The sequence below is a fragment of the Spirosoma taeanense genome, assembly GCF_013127955.1.
In the GTDB taxonomy this organism is placed as follows: Bacteria; Bacteroidota; Bacteroidia; order Cytophagales; family Spirosomataceae; genus Spirosoma; species Spirosoma taeanense.
Map to the genome: position 1 here is coordinate 1,349,591 of NZ_CP053435.1, position 19,319 is coordinate 1,368,909.

A 19,319-nucleotide genomic window follows, 5' to 3' on the forward strand; every position below is an offset into this window, starting at 1 on the left:
GCGCAGCCCTCAGGCTGGAGCCGTATCGGGCGGCAGCAGCATGGTAAGGGCGCCCGGCTGAATGCGGGCGTCCAGCTTCGTTACGCGCCCCCGGTATTCCCCATCGACCTGAAAATAAGCCCGGCGGTACATTTCAATCGAAACAGATGTGGCCGGGAAGATCTCGATATTCTTGGGATCGAAGGGCCGGAACCGCCAGAACAGTTTCAGGATTTCCCAGATTGTGAGCCGCCGAAACACAACGACTTCAAATACGCCGTCTGAAGGGTCGCCGTCGGGGTTGATAACCGCTCCGGTTCCATACATGCGGGCGTTGGCCAGAACAACCATCAGGGCCGCCCGCTGGATGCACTCATCACCCCGGTTAATACTTGTCCGCAACAGGCGACGTTTTCGCAGAACCTTGAGAACGCTCTGCAGATAACCGAACATGCCCCGCAGATTATTCTGCTGATAATGTCTGACCATCTGGGCGTTGAGGCCGATATCGCTCAGATGCAGACAGATGTCGTTATCGTTCAGCACGATGACGTCGATTGGTTTTAGAATACCATTCACCACAATATCCAGACTCTTCTCAACATCAGGCGGAATGTTTAATTCACGTGCCATACCATTAGCCGATCCGGCGGGTAGAACGCCCAGGGGAATCCCCGTGTCGAGAAGCTGTTCGGCCACGAACTTGATTGTGCCATCGCCCCCAACCGCTACAACCCGGTCGGGCCGCAGATCCGCCAGATGCTGACGTAAAGCCTCCTCGTCTGTCTCGCCATTGAGATGCAGCAGGGTGGCCGTATGCGGTGAATTGTTGAAATAATCGGTAATGCCTGCTTCCCAGTCCGTTTTGGCTTTTCCGCCCGAAGCGGGATTTATTGCGAATAAAAAAGTCAACTTATGAGCTGATTATGGGTTATAACGGCATATACAGATAAACAAAATGGAGACTGTGAAGCCTCAGCCAACGAGTAAACAACAGATAAGCCTAAAAGGTAAGATTAGACGCGGTTTTTTATCCTGGCTACGCCTGTCCGATCAGCCCCTTGTGCGGGTATACCGAGGATTTGGGAATGACAAGCAGTTAACAATTCACGGGACGGCGTTTCGACGGAGCGCGCTGCCCCGTAAGAAATACCGCGACAGTATCTGGATAAATCTACTGGCAGTCCTGCGGCTGTTCATGGTACAGCCCTACCCCCAGGCTCTGGTTCGCGTTCGGTTCAACGGAGAGATGTCGGAAGCGAAAACTGATGCCGAAGGCTATTTTCGTATCGAACTACCTATTGCTGCGCCTTTATCGCCAGGCTGGCATCCGGTCCAGGCCGAACTGGTATCGCAGACCCTATCGCCCGAAACGATTCTGGCTGAGGGTGCCGGCGAAGTGCTTATACCCCATCCGACGCGGCTCGCCTGCATTTCTGACATTGATGATACGTTCCTGATCTCGCATTCGGCCACGATTGCCAAACGACTGCAGGTGCTGCTGACCGAAAATGCGCATAGTCGCCAGCCGTTCGAAGGGGTGGTGATGCATTACCAGCTCCTTGCTGAAGCCGATAGCGGGCCTGGGATCACGAACCCGTTCTTCTACGTATCCAGCAGCGAATGGAACCTGTATGATTATATTCTGGAGTTTTCCGAAAAAAACGAGTTACCGAAAGGGGTATTCCTGCTGAGCCAGTTAAAGACGTTCAGGCAGTTGCTGAAAACAGGGCAGAATAAGCACATGACGAAGTTTACCCGGATTGTGCGGATTCTGGAAAACTTTCCTCAGCAGGAGTTCATTCTGTTGGGCGACGATACCCAGGAAGACCCCACGATTTATGCATCCGTAGTCGAGCACTTCCCCAAGCAGATTCGCTGCGTCTATATCCGGCAGGTTCACGGCGAAAACCAGCCAAAAACCCGCGCTACATTAAGCCGCATTGGGAATATGAATGTGCCTTACCTGTATTTCGCCCATAGTTCAGATGCTCGTCAGCATTCGCTGGACCTGGGGCTGGTCGCATTCTGAGCCGATGCATCCAGAAAGAGCGGGGTTTATTTCACCAGGAACAGGCTGCCCCGAAAGTCAAATGGTTCGCCCGTATCGTACTCACCAGTGATGATGTATTGATACGTTCCCTCCGCGCAGGGCGCATTGCGGTAGGTGCCGTCCCAGCCATCGGTCAGATTATCTCCCCGGAAAACGGTTTCGCCCCATCGGTCAAAAATAGCAACAGTTACCTGGACAACGCCCCTGTAGATAGGTTTATACAGATCATTGACGCCGTCTTTATTGGGCGAAAAGGCAGAAGGAATGTAAACGTTGGGCTGAGGAACATTTGGTTTCAGAACGTGTTCGCACGCGCAGCTATCCAGATTATAGCGATCGTCAGTCCGGCTGTTTTTGTCATCACAATCCGGCTGAGGCTTGGGAATGTGTTCACACTGGCAGGTCAGCGCATTGAGCTGATCGTCGGTCAGGCAATTGTTATCGTCGCAGGCGCGTGGATTACACAGCAGATAAATCTGGTTCAGTTCTTCCCGGGTCAGCAACCGGTCGTAAAGTTTCAGATCATCAACGTAGCCTTCAAAAAAATCGACAAACCGGCCCAGGTCGTCCTTGCGGGTGCCGATGAAGGTATAATTGGCAGCTGTTCCCAACGCCGTGGGCGTGGCCGAACAGCTCGAATAGGTGTTGTTGCACACGGACGTATATTCCCGGCAGTTGACCTGAAAGCGTGTCCGGTCAGCGGCCGAGGCTTTGGTGCCGTCGTAAACCAGCACAATCAGCTGCCATTCGTTGGGCTGAATAACATTATAGGTCGAGCTAACCTGGTACCCCCCTGAAAAAGCGCCCACAACCGAACTAAAGGGGCTTACCCCGAACAGAACGCCCAGCGGTCCGCCGGCGCCGTAATCAATCCAGTGCGAAAAGACCGTATTCAGCGTGTACTGGATATTATTGAACCGGGCCGGTTTGACCCAGGCCGTTAGAGTCAGCTGCTTTTTGCCGTTGATTAGTTTAGAGAGCGGCAGGTCTATATAGGCGTTCTTGCCGTTCAGGTAAACGGCCGAATTCGGCTCCCCACACGATCCCTGCCCGAACGTTACGTTATGAGGGGTACCATGATTCGCGTAGGAGCTTGCATCCTGCGAACTGCCATCGAATTTATACCAGGCTACCAGCCCCCGGTTTAAATCCTGTGCATTCAGGCACATATGTCCAAGCAAACAAAAAATGCTGATGCACCTGACGATGAAACTCATTTCCAAACGGATTAATACGCCGAACGCAGCTATACTCTATAGGCAAAAAGCATAGCTATTTACTCACTACTAGTTTACTTGGTAGCCACGTAGAAAAAATCCAGGCTTCCGGCCGGATCGTTGCTGATCAGGTAATCGGTGTAGTTGATTTCGGCGGCCAATCCATCGGCCTGCAGCAGACGGTTCCGGTTCAGACGGTTCATCAGATCGTAGGGCACCTGCAGGAGCCGACGGGGCAGGCGGTACTGCAGATTGAAGATGTCGAAGCGCGTTAGTTTTTTAACCGACTCTTTGTTCTGCTCGTAGTAGGTCATTACCTTGTCGTTGCCATATATGCCCTGCGTCTCAATGGCTGAGAAGTACCTGGCGATCAGTGCTTTCAACTCGCCGGCGTAGTATTCCCGAACGTGCCAGGGATTCCGCGTCAGCGAAAACGTTTTGTTGACCGTGGTTAGCAGAAGTTTACCCCCCGGTTTCAGCACGCGGTGCGCTTCGCGGATAAACAGGTCGTCGTTTTCGATGTGTTCGATGACCTGAAAGGTGACAATGAAATCAAATGTATTATCGGCCAGACCGGCGAGGGGCGGAATGTTGGCGGCAATAAATGTTGAAGCAGAGTATTCCTGGCTCAGGGCGTTAATCAGGTCCTGGTTTTTATCAATACCCGTATAATGATCAGCGGCCTGCGTGAGCAGTTGCAGACCCCGGCCCCAGCCGCAGCCGATTTCAAGCACACGTCCGCTAACCAGACTGGCCGCTTCAACGTAGGGAAACAGGAGCCGTTGGTGAACGGGATTATCGGATGCGATCTCTGCGGAGGTAATCTCAGTGGTTTTGTACATGAGTTTGCAATTCGTACTGTAAAATTAGTCTTTTGCAGAAGTAAAGAAAAATGAACCGCCTGGGTAACCCGAACGCTGCTATTTTTTCGTTATAAATAAACAGTTGGCGGCAGACTTTTTTATAAGGAGCCTGTTGCTGAATGACAACTTTTGAAAAACGCGCGAATTCCGTTGTTTATGCGTATTTTATCTGCTTTACTGTTCCTTACGATAGTATCGGCCTGCTCGGCAAACAAGAAAACCCAGCAGGCTCGGGCCAACGCGGCCTATGACGCCCGCACCGAAGCGCAGCGGGCTAGCCGAACGGAGCTGCCTGCCCAGCGACCGGCTGGGCAAAGTGCCCCGGCCAATCGTCCGAATGAGTCGCGGACGGCCGCGCCGGTTCCGCCAACCGATTCCCCAGCGGCTACTAACGCTTCGGCTAAATCGGCCAGCGAATGGATTGTCACCTCAATCAAAGGAAAATTTCTGGCGATCGATTCCACCAATGTTCGGATCTATATGGATTTGACGGGTAAAACGCCAACCGGTGAGCCGATGCTGAAGCCGACCGACTTAATCGAGCATTTTCAGATTGCTTATGTCATGTACCCCGACTACAACAACCGCGACCGGCTGGGGTATGGTAACGTACCGCTCACGCTGCAGACGGTGGGGCAGGAGGGCGATCATCTGACCCTGACGTTTGACGTAAAGCGCCCCAAAGATGTAGCTACTGCTATTTTGCTGACCGAAATTACCGAGGTAAGCTCTGGAACGAAGGCTCGCAATGATCTGTCGCTGCGTTTCCGGACGTCCAGGCTGAGCGACCGCTTTGCGCTGTTCGACAACACGGGGCGTCAGCCGCAACTGCGTAACTACGTGAATGTGGGCGATACGGTGGTTATTGGAGACATAAACGGTACGCGTAAGCCGCTGTTTGGATTTCGGTATAAACACGATTTCGACGCGGCTTCGTCGCCGATGAATACTTCGGCACGCCCGACGGCCAAGTCGCTGACGGTGGATTCAACTCTACGCATCACGACCAATCAGCCGTTTGTGTTACCTAAAGAAGGGCTGTACTACTTCATGGAGGATACAACCGATGCGGCCGGTATTGGTCTGCTCGTGGCCGATAAACGCTTTCCTAAAATGACGCGACCCGAAAAGCTCATCAAGCCGGTGCTGTATATGAGCACGAGTACTGAAATTAACGAGCTGAATCAGGCGCAGGATACTAAAAGAGCCTTTGATCGCTACTGGCTGAGCCTGATGTCGGGGAATGAGGAAGTCGCCCGGCGGACGCTCAAGGCGTATTTTGACCGGGTTGAGGAAGCCAATCGATTGTTCACAACCTACAAGGAAGGCTGGAAGACCGATAAGGGCATGATCTATATCGTGCTGGGGCCGCCCGACCGGGTGCAACGGAACCGCGAGCGCGAAGTATGGGTTTATAACCGCCGGGCCAATGTCTCGGAGATCAATTTTACGTTTACCAAGAAACCAAATCAATTTGTCGAGGATCATTACGAACTGGTGCGCTACATTGAGTATCAGCCAATTTGGTACCCGATTGTCGAAGCATGGAGAACCGGCGCAATCCGCGAGTAAATCGCCCTACTTATAATCGTAATGCCAATCAACGTCCGCAGTTCCGTCCGTCGGAGGACGAAATGGTGTTTGGCATCCAGTCGGTTATCGAAACGCTCAAGTCTGATCAGCAGATTGACAAACTCTACATGGAGAAGGGGTTGAGCAATCCCGACATTCAGAATTTAGCGTTCCAGAACCGCGTTACCATTCAGCGCGTTCCGGTTGAACGACTTGACCGGCTGACGCGCAAGAACCACCAGGGCGTAGTCTGCCTGATTGCGCAGGTACAGTACGTTAAGCTCTCGAACGTAATTGCCGACGTGTATGAGCGGGGCGAAACGCCGTTTTTCCTGCTGCTGGACCGCATCACCGACGTCCGCAATTTTGGCGCTATTGCCCGCACGGCTGAGTGTACGGGCGTGCAGTGCATTGTGATTCCGGGTCGCGGAGCCGCTGCCATCAACTCTGACGCCATGAAAACCTCATCGGGCGCACTGAACCATATTTCGGTTTGCCGCGAGCCGGATCTGACCGAAACCGTTAAGTATCTACAGGAATCGGGAATTACGGTTGTGGCCTGTACGGAAAAGTCGAGCCGGGACCTGTACGAACGCAGTACCGACCTGACCGGTCCGATAGCTGTAATTATGGGCTCGGAAGAAGACGGCATCTCGCCCGAACTGCTACGTATGGTCGATACGCACGTTAAGATACCGCTGCTGGGTGCGGTAGGTTCACTGAATGTATCGGTGGCTACTGGGGTTGTGCTCTACGAAGCCGTTCGGCAGCGGAGTATGCGGGTTGAGGAATAAAGTCGGCAACTGATTATTCACAAAAAAGCCCTTCCATCACAGGAAGGGCTTTTTTGTGAAAGGCAGAGCCGCAACTAGGTTGTTTTTTTGGTCGTCTTCGTCGTTTTGCTCGTGCTGGTTTTCTTGGTTGTCGTTGACTTCTTGGCCGGGCTGCCATCCAGCGAGTTGATCCAGACGGCCAGTTTCATGGCATCTTCCTTCGGCACCTGTTTCATCGGCATCATCGGAGGATAACCAGGCCAGTGGCTCGGTACGGGATTGTAAATCAGGTTCACAATCTCTTCGTTAGAGTACTTCTTCTTGGCAACATCCGCGTAGGCCGGACCAACCAGCCGTTGGTTCGGACGGTGACAGGCGATACAGGTATATTTGCTCATCAACGCATTCATATCGGCTGGAATGTCTGCCGATGGTGCCTGCGCCTTCACATCAAGGGAGGCTACGACCATTGCAGCCGCAGCGAGGAGGAATCCGAAGGATTTTTTCATGAGAATCAGGTAAGCGATAAATTGATAAAACGAACTAATCAATAGGAGGTAAGCTGCACAAAAATAGATGCTTCATGGGGATAAGCCAATTCAAGCTTCGCTTTTTCCTCTTTAAAACATAGGTTAGACAACTATCTCCCTAAAACGTTTAAAATTTATCTTAAATAGATTTACGAATGACACCTATTGACCGCTTTTCGGGCCACGCTGACCTGTACGCCCAGTATCGAATTGATTACCCTGCTGAGCTCTACGACTTCATTTTGTCAGGTACGGCCGGCCGGCAGGCTGCCTGGGACTGCGCTACCGGCAACGGACAGGTGGCGGGTGCGTTAGCCCATTCTTTCAGCTCTGTCAAAGCTACCGACATCAGTGAGTCGCAGCTGGCCCGCGCCATACAGCACCCCAATATACAGTATCAGCTTAGTCCTGCCGAACAGACGCCCTTTGCCGACCAGACGTTCGATCTGGTTACGGTGGCGCAGGCGCTGCACTGGTTCGATGTCCATGCGTTTCATGCGGAAGTCCGCCGGGTCGCCAGACCCGGTGCCACAATTGCCGAATGGGGCTACGGACTGGCGAGCCTGGGTGCTGACCTTGATCCTATCCTGCTCGATTTTTACCGGAACCGGGTTGGACCATACTGGGACCCGCAGCGAAAACATATCGATGATGCCTACACCACCCTGCCTTTTCCCTTTGCCGATGCACAGCGGGCAGAATTTATTGTTCAGCGCACCTGGTCGCTGGAGCGTTTCCTGAATTACCTGCGCACCTGGTCGGCTGTGCGGCAGTATATTCATGAGAATGAAGAAGATCCAGTTACCGAATTAGGGCGGGCTATTGCAACCCACTGGCATGCTGTTGAGCGGGAAATACGATTCCCGGTGTTTTTGCGAATGGGCAAGGTGCGGTAGCGCGTTTATACGTGTGCCGCGAGTGGTACTCTGTTAACAACAAATGACATTCGTTCGGGTTGATAGTATATCTGTTTTATAGATATACTCTTGACTCGCGTATGAAAAAACAACACTACCTCTTATTCCTGGGGGTGCTGAGTAGTATGCTGGGACAGGCGCAGACGGTTAATACGCCCATCGCCACACCTCCTCCTCCGGCTACCAGTGCGTCGCCTTCCTCGCAGACGGCCGCATCCCCAGCTATCGCCCCGCCAGTATCCCCGTCGACCAGTGCGCCCGCTAGTCAGGCTGATATCACTGTGTCCGGGAAAGTTGTCGATGCGCAGTCGCAGCCGTTGCCCGGTGTTACGGTGACGATTAAAGGCACTACGCGCGGCACAACTACCGACGCAAACGGGAGTTTCCAGCTAAGCGTTGCCGACAATCAGGCGGTATTGGTCTTTAGCTTTATTGGCTTTGCCACGCAGGAAGTGGTTGTCGGGAATCAAACTTCCCTAACCATTACGCTGGCTGAAGATACTCAGACGCTGAACGAAGTGGTGGTGGTTGGTTACGGAACCCAGCGCAAACGCGATCTGACTGGCGCCGTAGCGCAGGTAAAAGGCGAAGAAATTCAGCGCTACCCGGTGCAGACGCCTACCCAGGCGTTGCAGAGTAAACTGGCTGGTGTGCAGATCATTTCGTCCGGCCGACCGAATGAGCAGCCGCAAATCCGGGTTCGGGGTGTGGGTTCGGCGCTGGCCGGAGTAAGCCCGCTGTATGTGGTGGATGGAGTGCTGACCGACGACATCCGGAACATCAGCAATAACGACATTCTGAGCATCGAGGTGCTGAAAGATGCCTCTGCCGCGATCTATGGTGTGCGGGCCGCCAATGGAGTCGTGATTGTTACGACCCGCCGGGGTAAATCGGGCGCTACGCAGGTACAGTACAACGGAAACATCAGCCTTCGGCAGCCGGCCAATCTGGTCCGGATGGCAAACCGCGATCAGTACATCGGTTACCTGGCCGACGCAGCGCCAAACCAGAATGTCAATAACCCGCCCCTAACCTATGGCCAGACCACCAACTGGTATGAACAGGCGTTACGTAACGCGCCCCAGTCGAACCATAACCTGTCAATTTCCGGCGGTGGTGAACGGAATACCTTCTATTTCAGCGTGGGCTACTTTACTGACTACGGAGTGGTTAAAACGAACGACTTCCGGCGGCTGACGATCCGGGCCAATAATGAAATTAACATCAGCAAAAAGCTGACGTTCAGCAACCAGCTTTCGTTTTCGAGGGGTAATGAGCGCGCTGTCAATCTAGACGGTACGTACCAGAGTCTGTACCGGGCTGCGCCGATCGTGCCGGCTAAAGTAGGTGACCGATATGGGAATCTATCCGCCTTTGGTAATGTGGGTAATCCAATCCTGAGCTTGGAGTCGCGCAACCAGCGGATTATTAACAATCGCCTGCAGGGGAACCTGTCGCTCGATTACAAGCCGGTGGAGTGGCTCAGATTGCATTCTGCGTTCAACACCGACCTAATATTTAACCGCGACCGGACGTATCTGCGTGCGTTCCAGAATGATGCCGCTACGTTCGTTACGGCTGGTGGCAACCAGCGGCAGATAAACAGCCAGCTTAGTCTGAATGAAAGCAAGTCACTCCGCTACATCATTGATAACACGGCAACGGTCGACAGAACGTTTGGAGAAAACAGCCTTACGTTTCTGCTGGGGTCGGTGACGGAGCAGTTTACGTCTGATTTCATTCAGGGGGCTCGGATCAATGTACCCAATGATCCAAATCAGTGGTATCTGGGGCTGGGCAACCCGGATCAGCAGCTATCCAACAATAGTGGTGGCGATCTCCAGACCCGCCAGTCGTTTGTCAGCCGGGTGACCTATAGTTTTATGAACAAGTATCTGTTCAATGCGTCGCTCCGGGCCGATGGGAGTTCCAAATTTCGGGAGCGGTGGGGCTATTTCCCAACCGCCGGCATTGGCTGGGTTATCTCCGATGAGGGCTTCATGAAGGATCAGTCGCTGCTCAACTTCCTGAAATTCCGGAGCAGCTGGGGGATTCTGGGGAACGACAACATTACAAGCAACGCCTATATCCTGACGGCGGCCGTCAACATTCCGTATTTCTTCAACAACGGGCTTACGCTGGGAACGGCCATTCAGGATATAAAAGACCAGCAGCTGAAATGGGAGCGCACCGAGCAGATCGACGCTGGATTTGAGTTCGTGATGCTGGATAACCGGCTTTCGGGCGAAATTGACTACTACAGCAAGACTACCCGCGATGCGCTGGCCTTCCGGATTATCCCGGCCATCTTCGGCGATCCTGACAACCAATACCTGACCAACATCGCATCCTTCCGGAACCGGGGTTTTGAGTTTGTTCTGAACTGGAAAGAAAATCTGGAAAACGGCCTGGGCTATACCATCGGCGGTAACCTGACGATCAACCGAAACCAGTTGATTGGACTCAATGGTGGGCAGGCCTTGCTGGCCGGTGGCGTTGGGCAGCAAGGCCTGGTGACCCGGAGCGATAACGGCCAGCCGGTGGGCAGCTTTTATGTCCTGAACGCCATCGGCGTGTTTCAGAACCAGGCTGAGATCGACGCTGCGCCAGTATTCGGCAACCGTGCCAACGTCAGGCCGGGCGATCTGAAGTATCAGGATGTTGACGGCAACGGCGTAATTAACGATAACGACCGGATATATGCCGGTTCGTATCAGCCCAGGCTCTACTACGGCATCAACCTGGGGCTGAATTATAAAGGCTTCGATCTGGCAGCTGACGTGTATGGTAATGCGGGCAACAAGGTTTATAACGGTAAAAAAGCCTTCCGCTTCGAGAATACAGACAACATTGAAGCCGCTTACGCCGACGCCCGCTGGCTACCGGACCGTCCTTCGCTGACCGACCCGCGCACGATAACGTCGGCAACACCTGCTTCGACCTATTTTATTGAATCCGGTTCGTTTGTCCGGCTGAACAACCTGACGCTGGGCTATACTATCCCAGCCTCGCTGAAAGACCGGCTCAAAATCCGGCAGGCCAGAGTTTACGTAACGGCGCAGAACCTGTTTACGATCAAGCAGTTCAGCGGGTTTAGCCCTGAGTTGCCGGGTGGGCCGCTGGACTCCGGCATTGAACTGAATTCATATCCTACCGTCCGGACGCTCGCCGTTGGGCTTAATATGGGTTTCTAACCAATCGACCTGATCAACATGAACTATACACAACGAATTTCCGGACGCCTGCTGCTGGCGGCCTTTCTGGTAGGGGGCGTTACGGCCTGCAAAGAATTTCTGGATACGCCCCCGCAGGGGCAGATTGGCGAAGCGGCCGTTCGAAATGACCCGGCTGCTGCTCAGAATCTGGTGACGGGCGTTTATAACACCATGTGGGAGGGCGGCATGCACGGATTCGACTACGTGGGCATGACCAACATTGCCTCCGACGATGCCGACAAAGGCAGCTCTCCGGCCGACGGGGCCAACTCATTCGGTACACTTGATAACCTGACCGTAACGCCCAGCGTCGGAAACCTGAATAATGTCTGGGCGACGTATTTTCGGGCAATTGCCCGGGCCAATCAGGCGCTGGCTCTGATTCCGCTCAGCCCGGCCGAGCAGACGGTTCGGAATCAGTTGGAGGGCGAAGTGCGGTTTCTGCGGGCGTATTTCTATTTTAACCTGGTTCGTTTCTTCGGCGGGGTGCCGCTGATCAACGGCGTGCCGCCAGTTGAGGATATCAACAATACGGCACTGCAGGCACGGGCCAGTCGGGAAGAGGTTTACAATCTGATCATCAGCGACCTGCGGTTTGCCGCCAGCAGCCTGCCAATAAAAGGCCAGACCCAGACCGGCCGCGCCACCAAAGCTGCCGCGATGGGAATGCTGGCCAAGGTGTATCTATACCAGAAAAACTGGCAGCAGGCGTATAGTCTGAGCGACTCAATCATTAAAAATCAGGTTGGCACCTACGATCTGCTACCCAACTACGCCAACATCTGGCGGGAGGTTGGGGCAAATAGCGTCGAGTCGCTCTTCGAGGTGCAGACCGGCATCAACCTGGCCTGTAACGCGGCCATTGAGTTGTATGTCGTCTGTCAGGGACCGCGTGCCGGTGGCAAACGGGGCTGGTCGGATCTGGGCTTTGGCTTTGGAACGCCTTCCCAGAGTTTGCTTGACGAATACGAAGCCGGTGACCGCCGTCGGGAAGCGACAATTATCTTTATCAACCCAGCCCCGCGCGGGACAATTTTATGGGACGGCTACCGGGTGCCAAGCCGGGATTCGGTTGAAAACGACCGGTATAACTATAAGGCGTATCATAGCCGTACGGCTGAGCGAAATTGTGGGAACAACGACCGGCTTCCAAAGAATCTGCGCATCCTGAGGCTGGGAGAAATCCTGCTGATTCATGCCGAAGCTGCGCAGGCACTGGGCCGGAGTTCAGAAGCCCTCGCTGACGTTAACCGGCTCCGGTCCCGTGCCGGTCTACCCGCCCACGCGACAATCGATCTGGCTAAAATCTGGCACGAACGGCGCCTGGAACTGGCTATGGAACATGACCGCTTCTTCGACCTGATCCGGCAGGAGAGTGTTCAGTCGGGCCGGGCTGTTCAGGCGTTTGCCGCGCATGGTAAAACATTTGTGAAAGGTAAAAATGAGGTTTTCCCAATTCCGCAGACTCAGATTCAGCTGAGCGGTGGCGCGTTGACGCAAAACCCCGGCTATTAATTGAAAGAACTACCAACTTAACGTATCTACCGGCGCTAATCAGAATGCCTGCGCTGGTAGATACAGCCCGACCGGATGAAGCAATTATTCCTTCTAATCACCCTCTGGGCTTACGTAAGCGTCGCCTATGGTCAGCCGAGGCCGCAGGCAACCCGCTTGTCTAAAGCAGATGAAGCCTTTCTGGATAGTCTGGAGCGGGATACGTTCCGGTTTTTCTGGGAAACAGCCAACCCCGACAACGGTCTTGTGCCCGATCGGGCGCCAACGCGGTCGTTTGCCAGTATTGCCGCGGTAGGTTTCGGTCTGACGGCTTACCTGGTGGGTGTGGAGCGCGGCTACATTACCCGGGCGCAGGCTGCCGGGCGAACACTGAACACCTTACGTTTCTTTGCAACTGCTCCGCAGTCCGAAAAGACCGCCGGCATTGCAGGCTACAAAGGGTTCTTCTACCATTTCCTGGACATGAAAACGGGCGAGCGATTCAGGCAGGTCGAACTGTCGACGATTGATACGGCGCTGCTGCTGGGCGGTATTCTGAGTGCACAAACGTATTTTGATCAGAACACGCCCGTTGAAACCGAAATCCGGCAACTGGCCGACCAGATTTACGGCCGCGCTGACTGGACCTGGTTTCAGGCCCGCTCCCCATTCGTTTCGATGGGCTGGCATCCCGAAACAGGCTTCATCAAGAGCGACTGGACGGGCTACAACGAAGCCATGCTGCTCTACGTGCTGGCGCTTGGCTCACCAACGCACCCGGTGGGGCCGGAAGTATGGCCCGCCTGGACGAAGTCATATCCCTGGGCTACTTTCTACGGTCAGACACACGTCAATTTCGATCCGTTGTTCGGGCACCAGTACTCGCATGGCTGGATTGATTTTCGAGGGATTCAGGATGCGTATATGCGCGATAAGGGCATTGATTACGCCGAAAATTCGCGTCGGGCGACGTACGCCAACCGGGCGTACTGCGTAGCTAATCCGGGGAAATGGCAGGATTACGGCCCCACCATCTGGGGCCTGACGGCCTGCGACGGGCCGAAAGACACAACCGTAAATGGCCGTCAATTCTTTTCGTACCGGGCAAGAGGAGCCGCGTCAACGCAAATCGTAGACGATGGCACCATTGCGCCCACGGCTGCGGGCGGATCGCTGGCATTTGCGCCGGAAATTTGCCTGCCGGCGTTACGGGCTATGAAAACAAAATACGGGGCTAAACTCTACGGCGAATACGGCTTCCGCGATGCGTTCAATCCAACGTACCGCTACCCGTCGAGGTTCGCAAACGGCTCTACTCAGAACGGATGGTTCGATATCGACTACCTCGGCATTGACCAGGGGCCAATTTTGCTGATGGCCGAGAACCTGCGGACTGGATTCGTCTGGAACCTGATGAAGAAAAACCCCCACATTCGGCGGGGGCTGGCAAAAGCCGGGTTTACGGGCGGCTGGCTTAAGTAAGTTTACAACTCCCAGACGACCCGCACGACCTTGCCTTTTACGCCGATGGTCTGGAAAAACTCCAGCCAGTGCAGTTGTTGCGGGCCAAGATGGTCGGTGGGGGATTTGACCTCTACAAACTCATACCCGCCCTGCTCGTTCCAGATCAGCAGATCGGGAAAGCCCCGCGTATGTTCGCGCACGTTGCGGGCCATTTCGAGCAGAATCAGACGCAGTTGCTCCAGGTCGAGCAGTTCAACCATACGCTGCACGAGCGTCAACAGCTCGTCGGACCAGTCGACCAGCACGTTGGTGATGCCGTATTTGGCGTTGAACATCCGGCCTGTATGGCGTCGCCAATCGTCTTTGGTGGCTAGTTCGGTCAGTCGTTTCTTGAGCAGCTCCTCCCGTTTCAGATAAAAATCGGGCAGGTAAAAGTCCGACGGAGCACGTTGCAGCGGGTGGTGAATGGCCGATACGTTGGCGTCGTAGATGATGTCCCAGAAAACCAGCCCGAACAGCCCACGCCAGGGATAATTTTCCGTAAACGCTGCGTCGTAGCCTTCTTCCAGATAATGATTCATAACCCCGGCTTCGACATGGTGCCGGTAAGCCGCCGGAATGTTCAGACTCTCAGCGTCCGACAGAAAGCGGGTTGTGGCTTTACGGCTGCGTTTCTTTTCGCCCGCGCTCAGAATCTTTTCGCGGAAGTCGTTGGCAAAATACCGCTCCTCGGCATTGAGCGGGTTTACCGCGATTTCATCACAAAGAGCAAGGGCTTCGTCCACGGAGCCATTGCGGAACAGCAGCCGAACGCGCCGTTCGCGGGCTGGAACCCGGTCCGACAGTTCATAAACAGCCAGCGCCTGGTCGGGTAGTTTATGCCGTTCCAGAAAGCCACCCACCCGGCACACCAGCTTCTGATAGCCCGGAATGGCAATTTCCGTCAGTTCGGGACGCGTTTCATTCCAGTTCAGAAACCAGTTATAGATATCTTCAGCGGGCGTTTCGGCTTCTTTCAGGTCGTAAAATTCTTCGTTCGTGAGGGAGATAAGCAGCTTGTCCTCTACTTCCTTTCGGGTGCGGAAACGGGCCGTCATCTTGGTATCGTCGTAACGCTCAAAATTGACCATGCCCAGGTCACGAACTACGAATTCGGTCATGTTGCCACCGCGGTTGCCGAAGAACAGGTATTTGATCATCATTCCCTCAGCTTCGAAATTCATCTTCACGACGGTTTCGTGGGTGGTCAGGCTCGTGACTATTTCCCCGAAATCGAGTTCATGTAATGCATAGCGCACTACGCCTTCTTTCTTCTCTTTACTGAGCGGCCGGATTTCTTCCGGTTCCAGCGGCAGCAGATCGAGGAGCTCAGGTTTGGTAAAGATGCCCAGCGCGTCGTTGCCCATAACTTCGTGGTGGGGCGTCAGGCGCTCAATGAACCCCGTGGTTAGCAGCTCGCCGACCGCGGCCGGTAGGTCAGTTATTTCGTTATAATGAAGTTTATTAATGCGAAAGAAGAGTCCTTTGCGGTTACTGAACCTAACGTACAGACATTGAGCATCGAGACCAAGTGCCTCAAACCGACGCACGAAGTCCCACTCGACTTCGTTCATCAGGCCACCGTACAGTCGTTTGACAAAGTCCAGCACGTAACGGAAATTGTCCAGATAATAGCGAGGGGAAAGTATGACTTTCTGGCGTCCAACCATGCAGTGAAGAGCGAACTTTTGTCCGCTATATCATAACAAAAAAACAAGCGTTTATGTCCCCAGCCGACGTACTGAATGAGTTGAAGGAACAGGGGTTTGTTTCACCCGATCAGCAGGCAAAAATTGCTGAAGTTGAGCAGAGCAAGCCGTTTTCGCTGCATTGGGAGTTGAGGGCCATGCTTTACGCGGGTATTCTGCTGTTGAGTTCAGGGTTAGGTCTGCTGGTCTATGACAACTTCGACCAGATTGGCCACGGAGCCTTGCTGACCGCCATGGCCGCAGCCTGTGCCGGATGCCTTTATTTCGTCTGGCGCAACCGGTCGGCCTGGACGCTGGCCCAGACAAAAAGCCGGTCGGCCTTTGGCGATTACGCCCTGATTCTGGCCTGTCTGCTGTTTCTGACTCTGGAAGGCTACGCTCAATACCAGTACACCGTTTTCGGGACACGCTACGGTCTGGTTACGTTACTGCCGGCCGTGCTGTTTCTGCCGCTGGCCTATCGGTTTGACCACCGGGGGGTGCTGGGCATGGCCCTGACGGCGCTCATTTCGTGGGTGGGCGTTACGGTCCGGCCGCTCGAACTTTACCTGAAAACGAACTTCTTCGATCAGAAAACCGTCTTTTCAGCCATCACGCTGGCGCTGGTCCTGATTGGGATAGCGTTTGGGCTGCAACACCGGCGCATCAAACCGCATTTTACGTACACCTACCTAACCGTTGCTGGTAATCTTCTGATGGTGGCGCTGCTGGGTGGGCTGTTTAATTTTGAAGGCTTTCGGGTAGTTTTTATTATAGGTCTGGCCGTCGCGTGCTTTGCGTTTGATCGGTTTGCCCGGCGGGAGCAGTCGTTTCTGTTTCTGCTGCTCAGCGTCGTTTATGGCTACGTTGGCCTGACGTACCTCATTTTGGAATACGCCCATTTAGGAACGTACGGCATGCTGCTGTACTTCCTGCTTACGGGTATTGGCCTGGTGGCTTATCTGTTAAGTTCTTACAAAATTATCTCGGCCGCATGAAACTATACAATGAAAGCTGGGTAAAGAACCGCGATATCGTGCAACAGGCGAACCAGTGGCATCGGCAGAGCCTGCTGACTGACGAGCAGCTTGACCGAATCCGGCAGGCGTATCCAATTAATTTCTGGCGGCCGAACCCGTTCGTAGAAATCGGCCTGTTTCTGTTCACGATGGTCGCCATGGTCGGTGGCTATGCTTTACTGGCTCTGCTGCTCGGCGAACTGTTCGATACGGTGTTTGGCCTGTTTAATCTCCTAATGGCGATTGGAACCGGCACTTTAGCTTACGTCATGATTAACCGACGCCAATACTATCACAATGGCGTCGATAATGCGCTTATTATTGGTACAGCGGCTCTGGCGGTTGCCGCCGTTACGTCGCTGTTGCCGTCCTCGCCCCCGTTCTGGACTATCTGCGCCATTGCGCTGCCGGTATTACTGGCGCTGGTTTGGTATGCTGGGGATACGCTGGTTATGTTCGTCGCGTTGGTGATGTTTTACGGTCTGATTTTCGATGGCCTGCTCGAATTTAGCTGGGGTCGCCCGGCGCTGCCCTTTGTGCTGATCGTTGTCTCTGAAGTTGCCTTTCAGGCTGCTAAACGGGCCGAGCGTCGGCCGTACTACGCCGACGCGTTTAACCTGACCGAGTGGGTGGCTCTGATAGTTCTGGTCGCCAGCGGTAACTACTTTGTCGTACGCGAGATAAACGGATTGTTGCTCCCCTCCGCACCGGGCCAGCCGGTTTTCGCTGATGCGCCGGAGATTGGACTGGCGGCTCTGTTCTGGGTGTTGACGTTGGCTATTCCAGTCGCGTATCTATGGCAAGGGCTGGCCCGCAAAAACCGGATGTTGCTGATTCTGGGTGGCGTAGGCCTTATCGCAGCAGTTGCAACGGTGCAGGAATACACCGAATGGGTGCCACTTAACGTAGCCCTGACGCTCGGCGGGCTCATCTTAATCGGAATGGCTGTGGGTGTCATTCGCTTCCTGCAACAGCCCCGGAACGGGTTCACGGATGTACCTGATGAAGAGTCCCCGAACGAATTTTTTACGAATGTAGAAACGATTGGCGCTATGCAGGCCGCAACCGGAACGCAGCATGGGCCAAACGACAAGCTTCGCTACGGTGGTGGCGATTTCGGCGGTGGTGGGAGTGAAGGCAAGTATTAGTGTGTAGGCGAAATCAATATAGCTGACTTCACCAGATTGCCCGGTTCACAACGTTGCGAATCGTTCGGCCGTAACGGTGGAAGTTAAACTTCCCGTCCACGTCTGCCGAAAAACCACTAAGTTTGGCCCCGCAAACCAACGACCATACGCAGTCGCATGAAAACCGTAGATTCCTACAACTTCGCTGGTAAAAAGGCCCTCGTTCGGGTGGATTTCAACGTTCCCCTCGACAAAGAATTTAACATCACCGACGACACCCGCATCAGAGCCACCATCCCAACCGTCATGAAGATCGTGAACGACGGCGGATCGGCGATTCTGATGTCGCACCTCGGTCGGCCGAAGGGCGGTCCGGAAGAAAAATATTCGCTGAAGCATCTGCTGCCCGCTTTGAAGGAAGCGTTTGGCCGCGAGGTGAAGTTCGCTGACGACTGCATTGGCCAGTCGGCCGAAGAGAAAGCCGCCAGCCTGCAGCCGGGCGAAATCCTTCTGCTCGAAAACCTGCGTTTCTACAAAGAAGAGGAAAAAGGCGATGTTGCCTTTGCCGAAAAACTGTCGAAGCTGGGCGACGTATGGGTGAACGATGCATTTGGCACCGCTCACCGCGCACATGCCAGCACGGCGGTTATCGGTCAGTTCTTCACCGACCGCGTTTGTGGTTACGTCATGCAGGCCGAACTGGACAATGCCAAAAAGATTCTGGAAGACGCCGACCGGCCTTTTACGGCAATTATGGGTGGAGCCAAAATCTCGGATAAAATTCTGATTATCGAAAAACTGCTGGATACCGTCGATAACCTGATCATTGGTGGCGGTATGACCTATACCTTCACGAAGGCACAGGGCGGTCAGATTGGCAAATCGCTGCTCGAAGCCGATAAGCAGGACCTGGCACTGGACTTGCTGAAAAAGGCCGAAGAGAAAGGGGTAAAAATTTATATGCCAGTCGATAACGTCTGCGCCGACGATTTCTCAAACGACGCCAACCGACAGACGGTTGAAACCGGCCTGATTCCCGACGGCTGGGAGGGACTGGATATTGGACCCGAAACCATCAAACTGTTTACGGATGTCGTATTGGCTTCCAAAACGATCCTCTGGAACGGTCCGATGGGTGTTTTCGAGTTCCCAAATTTTGCCATCGGGACCAACGCCATTGCGGAAGCTGTGGTTAAGGCAACCGAAGAAAACGGCGCTTTCTCGCTCATTGGCGGTGGTGATTCAGCCTCGGCTGTGAATCAGGCTGGCTACGGCGACCGCGTCAGTTATGTGTCAACGGGTGGTGGTGCGCTGCTCGAATACATGGAAGGCAAAACACTGCCGGGCGTAGCGGCTCTGGAAGCGTAAC

15 protein-coding genes are annotated in these 19,319 nt (G+C 54.1%); 10 read left to right on the forward strand and 5 right to left on the reverse strand.

Features of this window, described 5'->3' with window-relative positions:
• Window positions 1–9: 9 nt before the first annotated feature.
• On the reverse strand, window positions 10–891 hold the full coding sequence (locus tag HNV11_RS05770) for a diacylglycerol/lipid kinase family protein (RefSeq protein WP_171738764.1): 882 nt from the start codon (window positions 889–891) through the stop codon (window positions 10–12).
• A gap of 46 nt (window positions 892–937) precedes the next feature.
• Here HNV11_RS05770 and HNV11_RS05775 point away from each other — a divergent pair, with 46 nt between their 5' ends.
• Window positions 938–2,011, forward strand: a complete 1,074-nt coding sequence (locus HNV11_RS05775) for an App1 family protein (RefSeq protein WP_171738765.1) — start codon at window positions 938–940, stop codon at window positions 2,009–2,011.
• 26 nt (window positions 2,012–2,037) lie between these two features.
• Here the strand turns inward: HNV11_RS05775 and HNV11_RS05780 are convergent, their stop codons facing one another.
• Window positions 2,038–3,201, reverse strand: a complete 1,164-nt coding sequence (locus HNV11_RS05780; protein ID WP_171738766.1) for a T9SS type B sorting domain-containing protein — start codon at window positions 3,199–3,201, stop codon at window positions 2,038–2,040.
• Window positions 3,202–3,323: 122 nt separating this feature from the next.
• On the reverse strand, window positions 3,324–4,091 hold the full coding sequence (locus HNV11_RS05785) for a class I SAM-dependent methyltransferase (RefSeq protein WP_171738767.1): 768 nt from the start codon (window positions 4,089–4,091) through the stop codon (window positions 3,324–3,326).
• A gap of 177 nt (window positions 4,092–4,268) precedes the next feature.
• Here HNV11_RS05785 and HNV11_RS05790 point away from each other — a divergent pair, with 177 nt between their 5' ends.
• Both HNV11_RS05790 and rlmB read left to right on the forward strand, forming a co-directional pair.
• Window positions 4,269–5,684: a GWxTD domain-containing protein gene (locus tag HNV11_RS05790; protein ID WP_171738768.1), complete on the forward strand. Its 1,416-nt coding sequence runs from the start codon at window positions 4,269–4,271 to the stop codon at window positions 5,682–5,684.
• A complete protein-coding gene (gene rlmB / locus HNV11_RS05795; RefSeq protein ID WP_171738769.1) occupies window positions 5,657–6,478 on the forward strand; it encodes a 23S rRNA (guanosine(2251)-2'-O)-methyltransferase RlmB in 822 nt (273 codons plus the stop codon). The genes HNV11_RS05790 and rlmB overlap by 28 nt, the downstream gene beginning before the upstream one ends.
• A 74-nt stretch (window positions 6,479–6,552) precedes the next feature.
• Here rlmB and HNV11_RS05800 read toward each other — a convergent pair whose 3' ends face one another.
• A complete protein-coding gene (locus HNV11_RS05800; protein WP_171738770.1) occupies window positions 6,553–6,966 on the reverse strand; it encodes a c-type cytochrome in 414 nt (137 codons plus the stop codon).
• A gap of 176 nt (window positions 6,967–7,142) precedes the next feature.
• Between HNV11_RS05800 and HNV11_RS05805 the strand changes: the two genes are divergently transcribed.
• The 4 genes from HNV11_RS05805 to HNV11_RS05820 all read left to right on the forward strand — a co-directional run bounded on the left by HNV11_RS05805 (window position 7,143) and on the right by HNV11_RS05820 (window position 14,095).
• Window positions 7,143–7,883 (forward strand): class I SAM-dependent methyltransferase, encoded by a 741-nt coding sequence (locus tag HNV11_RS05805; RefSeq protein ID WP_171738771.1) that lies wholly within the window; start codon window positions 7,143–7,145, stop codon window positions 7,881–7,883.
• Between the two features lie 101 nt (window positions 7,884–7,984).
• Window positions 7,985–11,098 (forward strand): SusC/RagA family TonB-linked outer membrane protein, encoded by a 3,114-nt coding sequence (locus HNV11_RS05810; protein ID WP_240163796.1) that lies wholly within the window; start codon window positions 7,985–7,987, stop codon window positions 11,096–11,098.
• Window positions 11,099–11,116: 18 nt separating this feature from the next.
• Window positions 11,117–12,634 (forward strand): RagB/SusD family nutrient uptake outer membrane protein, encoded by a 1,518-nt coding sequence (locus HNV11_RS05815; RefSeq protein ID WP_171738772.1) that lies wholly within the window; start codon window positions 11,117–11,119, stop codon window positions 12,632–12,634.
• Window positions 12,635–12,709: 75 nt separating this feature from the next.
• On the forward strand, window positions 12,710–14,095 hold the full coding sequence (locus HNV11_RS05820; protein ID WP_171738773.1) for a glucoamylase family protein: 1,386 nt from the start codon (window positions 12,710–12,712) through the stop codon (window positions 14,093–14,095).
• Window positions 14,096–14,097: 2 nt separating this feature from the next.
• Here HNV11_RS05820 and HNV11_RS05825 read toward each other — a convergent pair whose 3' ends face one another.
• Complete coding sequence (locus tag HNV11_RS05825) at window positions 14,098–15,786, reverse strand: VRR-NUC domain-containing protein (protein WP_171738774.1); 1,689 nt, start codon at window positions 15,784–15,786, stop codon at window positions 14,098–14,100.
• Window positions 15,787–15,839: 53 nt separating this feature from the next.
• Here HNV11_RS05825 and HNV11_RS05830 point away from each other — a divergent pair, with 53 nt between their 5' ends.
• From HNV11_RS05830 to HNV11_RS05840, 3 genes are all read left to right on the forward strand, one after another.
• A complete protein-coding gene (locus HNV11_RS05830) occupies window positions 15,840–16,802 on the forward strand; it encodes a DUF2157 domain-containing protein (protein WP_171738775.1) in 963 nt (320 codons plus the stop codon).
• Complete coding sequence (locus tag HNV11_RS05835) at window positions 16,799–17,971, forward strand: hypothetical protein (protein ID WP_171738776.1); 1,173 nt, start codon at window positions 16,799–16,801, stop codon at window positions 17,969–17,971. The genes HNV11_RS05830 and HNV11_RS05835 overlap by 4 nt, the downstream gene beginning before the upstream one ends.
• Before the next feature lie 156 nt (window positions 17,972–18,127).
• Window positions 18,128–19,318, forward strand: coding sequence for a phosphoglycerate kinase (locus HNV11_RS05840; protein WP_171738777.1), 1,191 nt, complete (start codon window positions 18,128–18,130; stop codon window positions 19,316–19,318).
• Window position 19,319: the final 1 nt, after the last annotated feature.

Excerpts from the sequence above, each read along its gene's own strand:
- HNV11_RS05775 (WP_171738765.1), top strand. The coding sequence starts at position 938 with ATGGAGACTGTGAAGCCTCAGCCAACGAGTAAACAACAGATAAGCCTA.
- HNV11_RS05780 (WP_171738766.1), bottom strand. The coding sequence starts at position 3,201 with ATGTGCCTGAATGCACAGGATTTAAACCGGGGGCTGGTAGCCTGGTAT.
- HNV11_RS05785 (WP_171738767.1), bottom strand. The coding sequence starts at position 4,091 with ATGTACAAAACCACTGAGATTACCTCCGCAGAGATCGCATCCGATAAT.
- HNV11_RS05790 (WP_171738768.1), top strand. The coding sequence starts at position 4,269 with ATGCGTATTTTATCTGCTTTACTGTTCCTTACGATAGTATCGGCCTGC.
- rlmB (WP_171738769.1), top strand. The coding sequence starts at position 5,657 with ATGGAGAACCGGCGCAATCCGCGAGTAAATCGCCCTACTTATAATCGT.
- HNV11_RS05800 (WP_171738770.1), bottom strand. The coding sequence starts at position 6,966 with ATGAAAAAATCCTTCGGATTCCTCCTCGCTGCGGCTGCAATGGTCGTA.
- HNV11_RS05805 (WP_171738771.1), top strand. The coding sequence starts at position 7,143 with ATGACACCTATTGACCGCTTTTCGGGCCACGCTGACCTGTACGCCCAG.
- HNV11_RS05810 (WP_240163796.1), top strand. The coding sequence starts at position 7,985 with ATGAAAAAACAACACTACCTCTTATTCCTGGGGGTGCTGAGTAGTATG.
- HNV11_RS05815 (WP_171738772.1), top strand. The coding sequence starts at position 11,117 with ATGAACTATACACAACGAATTTCCGGACGCCTGCTGCTGGCGGCCTTT.
- HNV11_RS05820 (WP_171738773.1), top strand. The coding sequence starts at position 12,710 with ATGAAGCAATTATTCCTTCTAATCACCCTCTGGGCTTACGTAAGCGTC.
- HNV11_RS05825 (WP_171738774.1), bottom strand. The coding sequence starts at position 15,786 with ATGGTTGGACGCCAGAAAGTCATACTTTCCCCTCGCTATTATCTGGAC.
- HNV11_RS05830 (WP_171738775.1), top strand. The coding sequence starts at position 15,840 with ATGTCCCCAGCCGACGTACTGAATGAGTTGAAGGAACAGGGGTTTGTT.
- HNV11_RS05835 (WP_171738776.1), top strand. The coding sequence starts at position 16,799 with ATGAAACTATACAATGAAAGCTGGGTAAAGAACCGCGATATCGTGCAA.
- HNV11_RS05840 (WP_171738777.1), top strand. The coding sequence starts at position 18,128 with ATGAAAACCGTAGATTCCTACAACTTCGCTGGTAAAAAGGCCCTCGTT.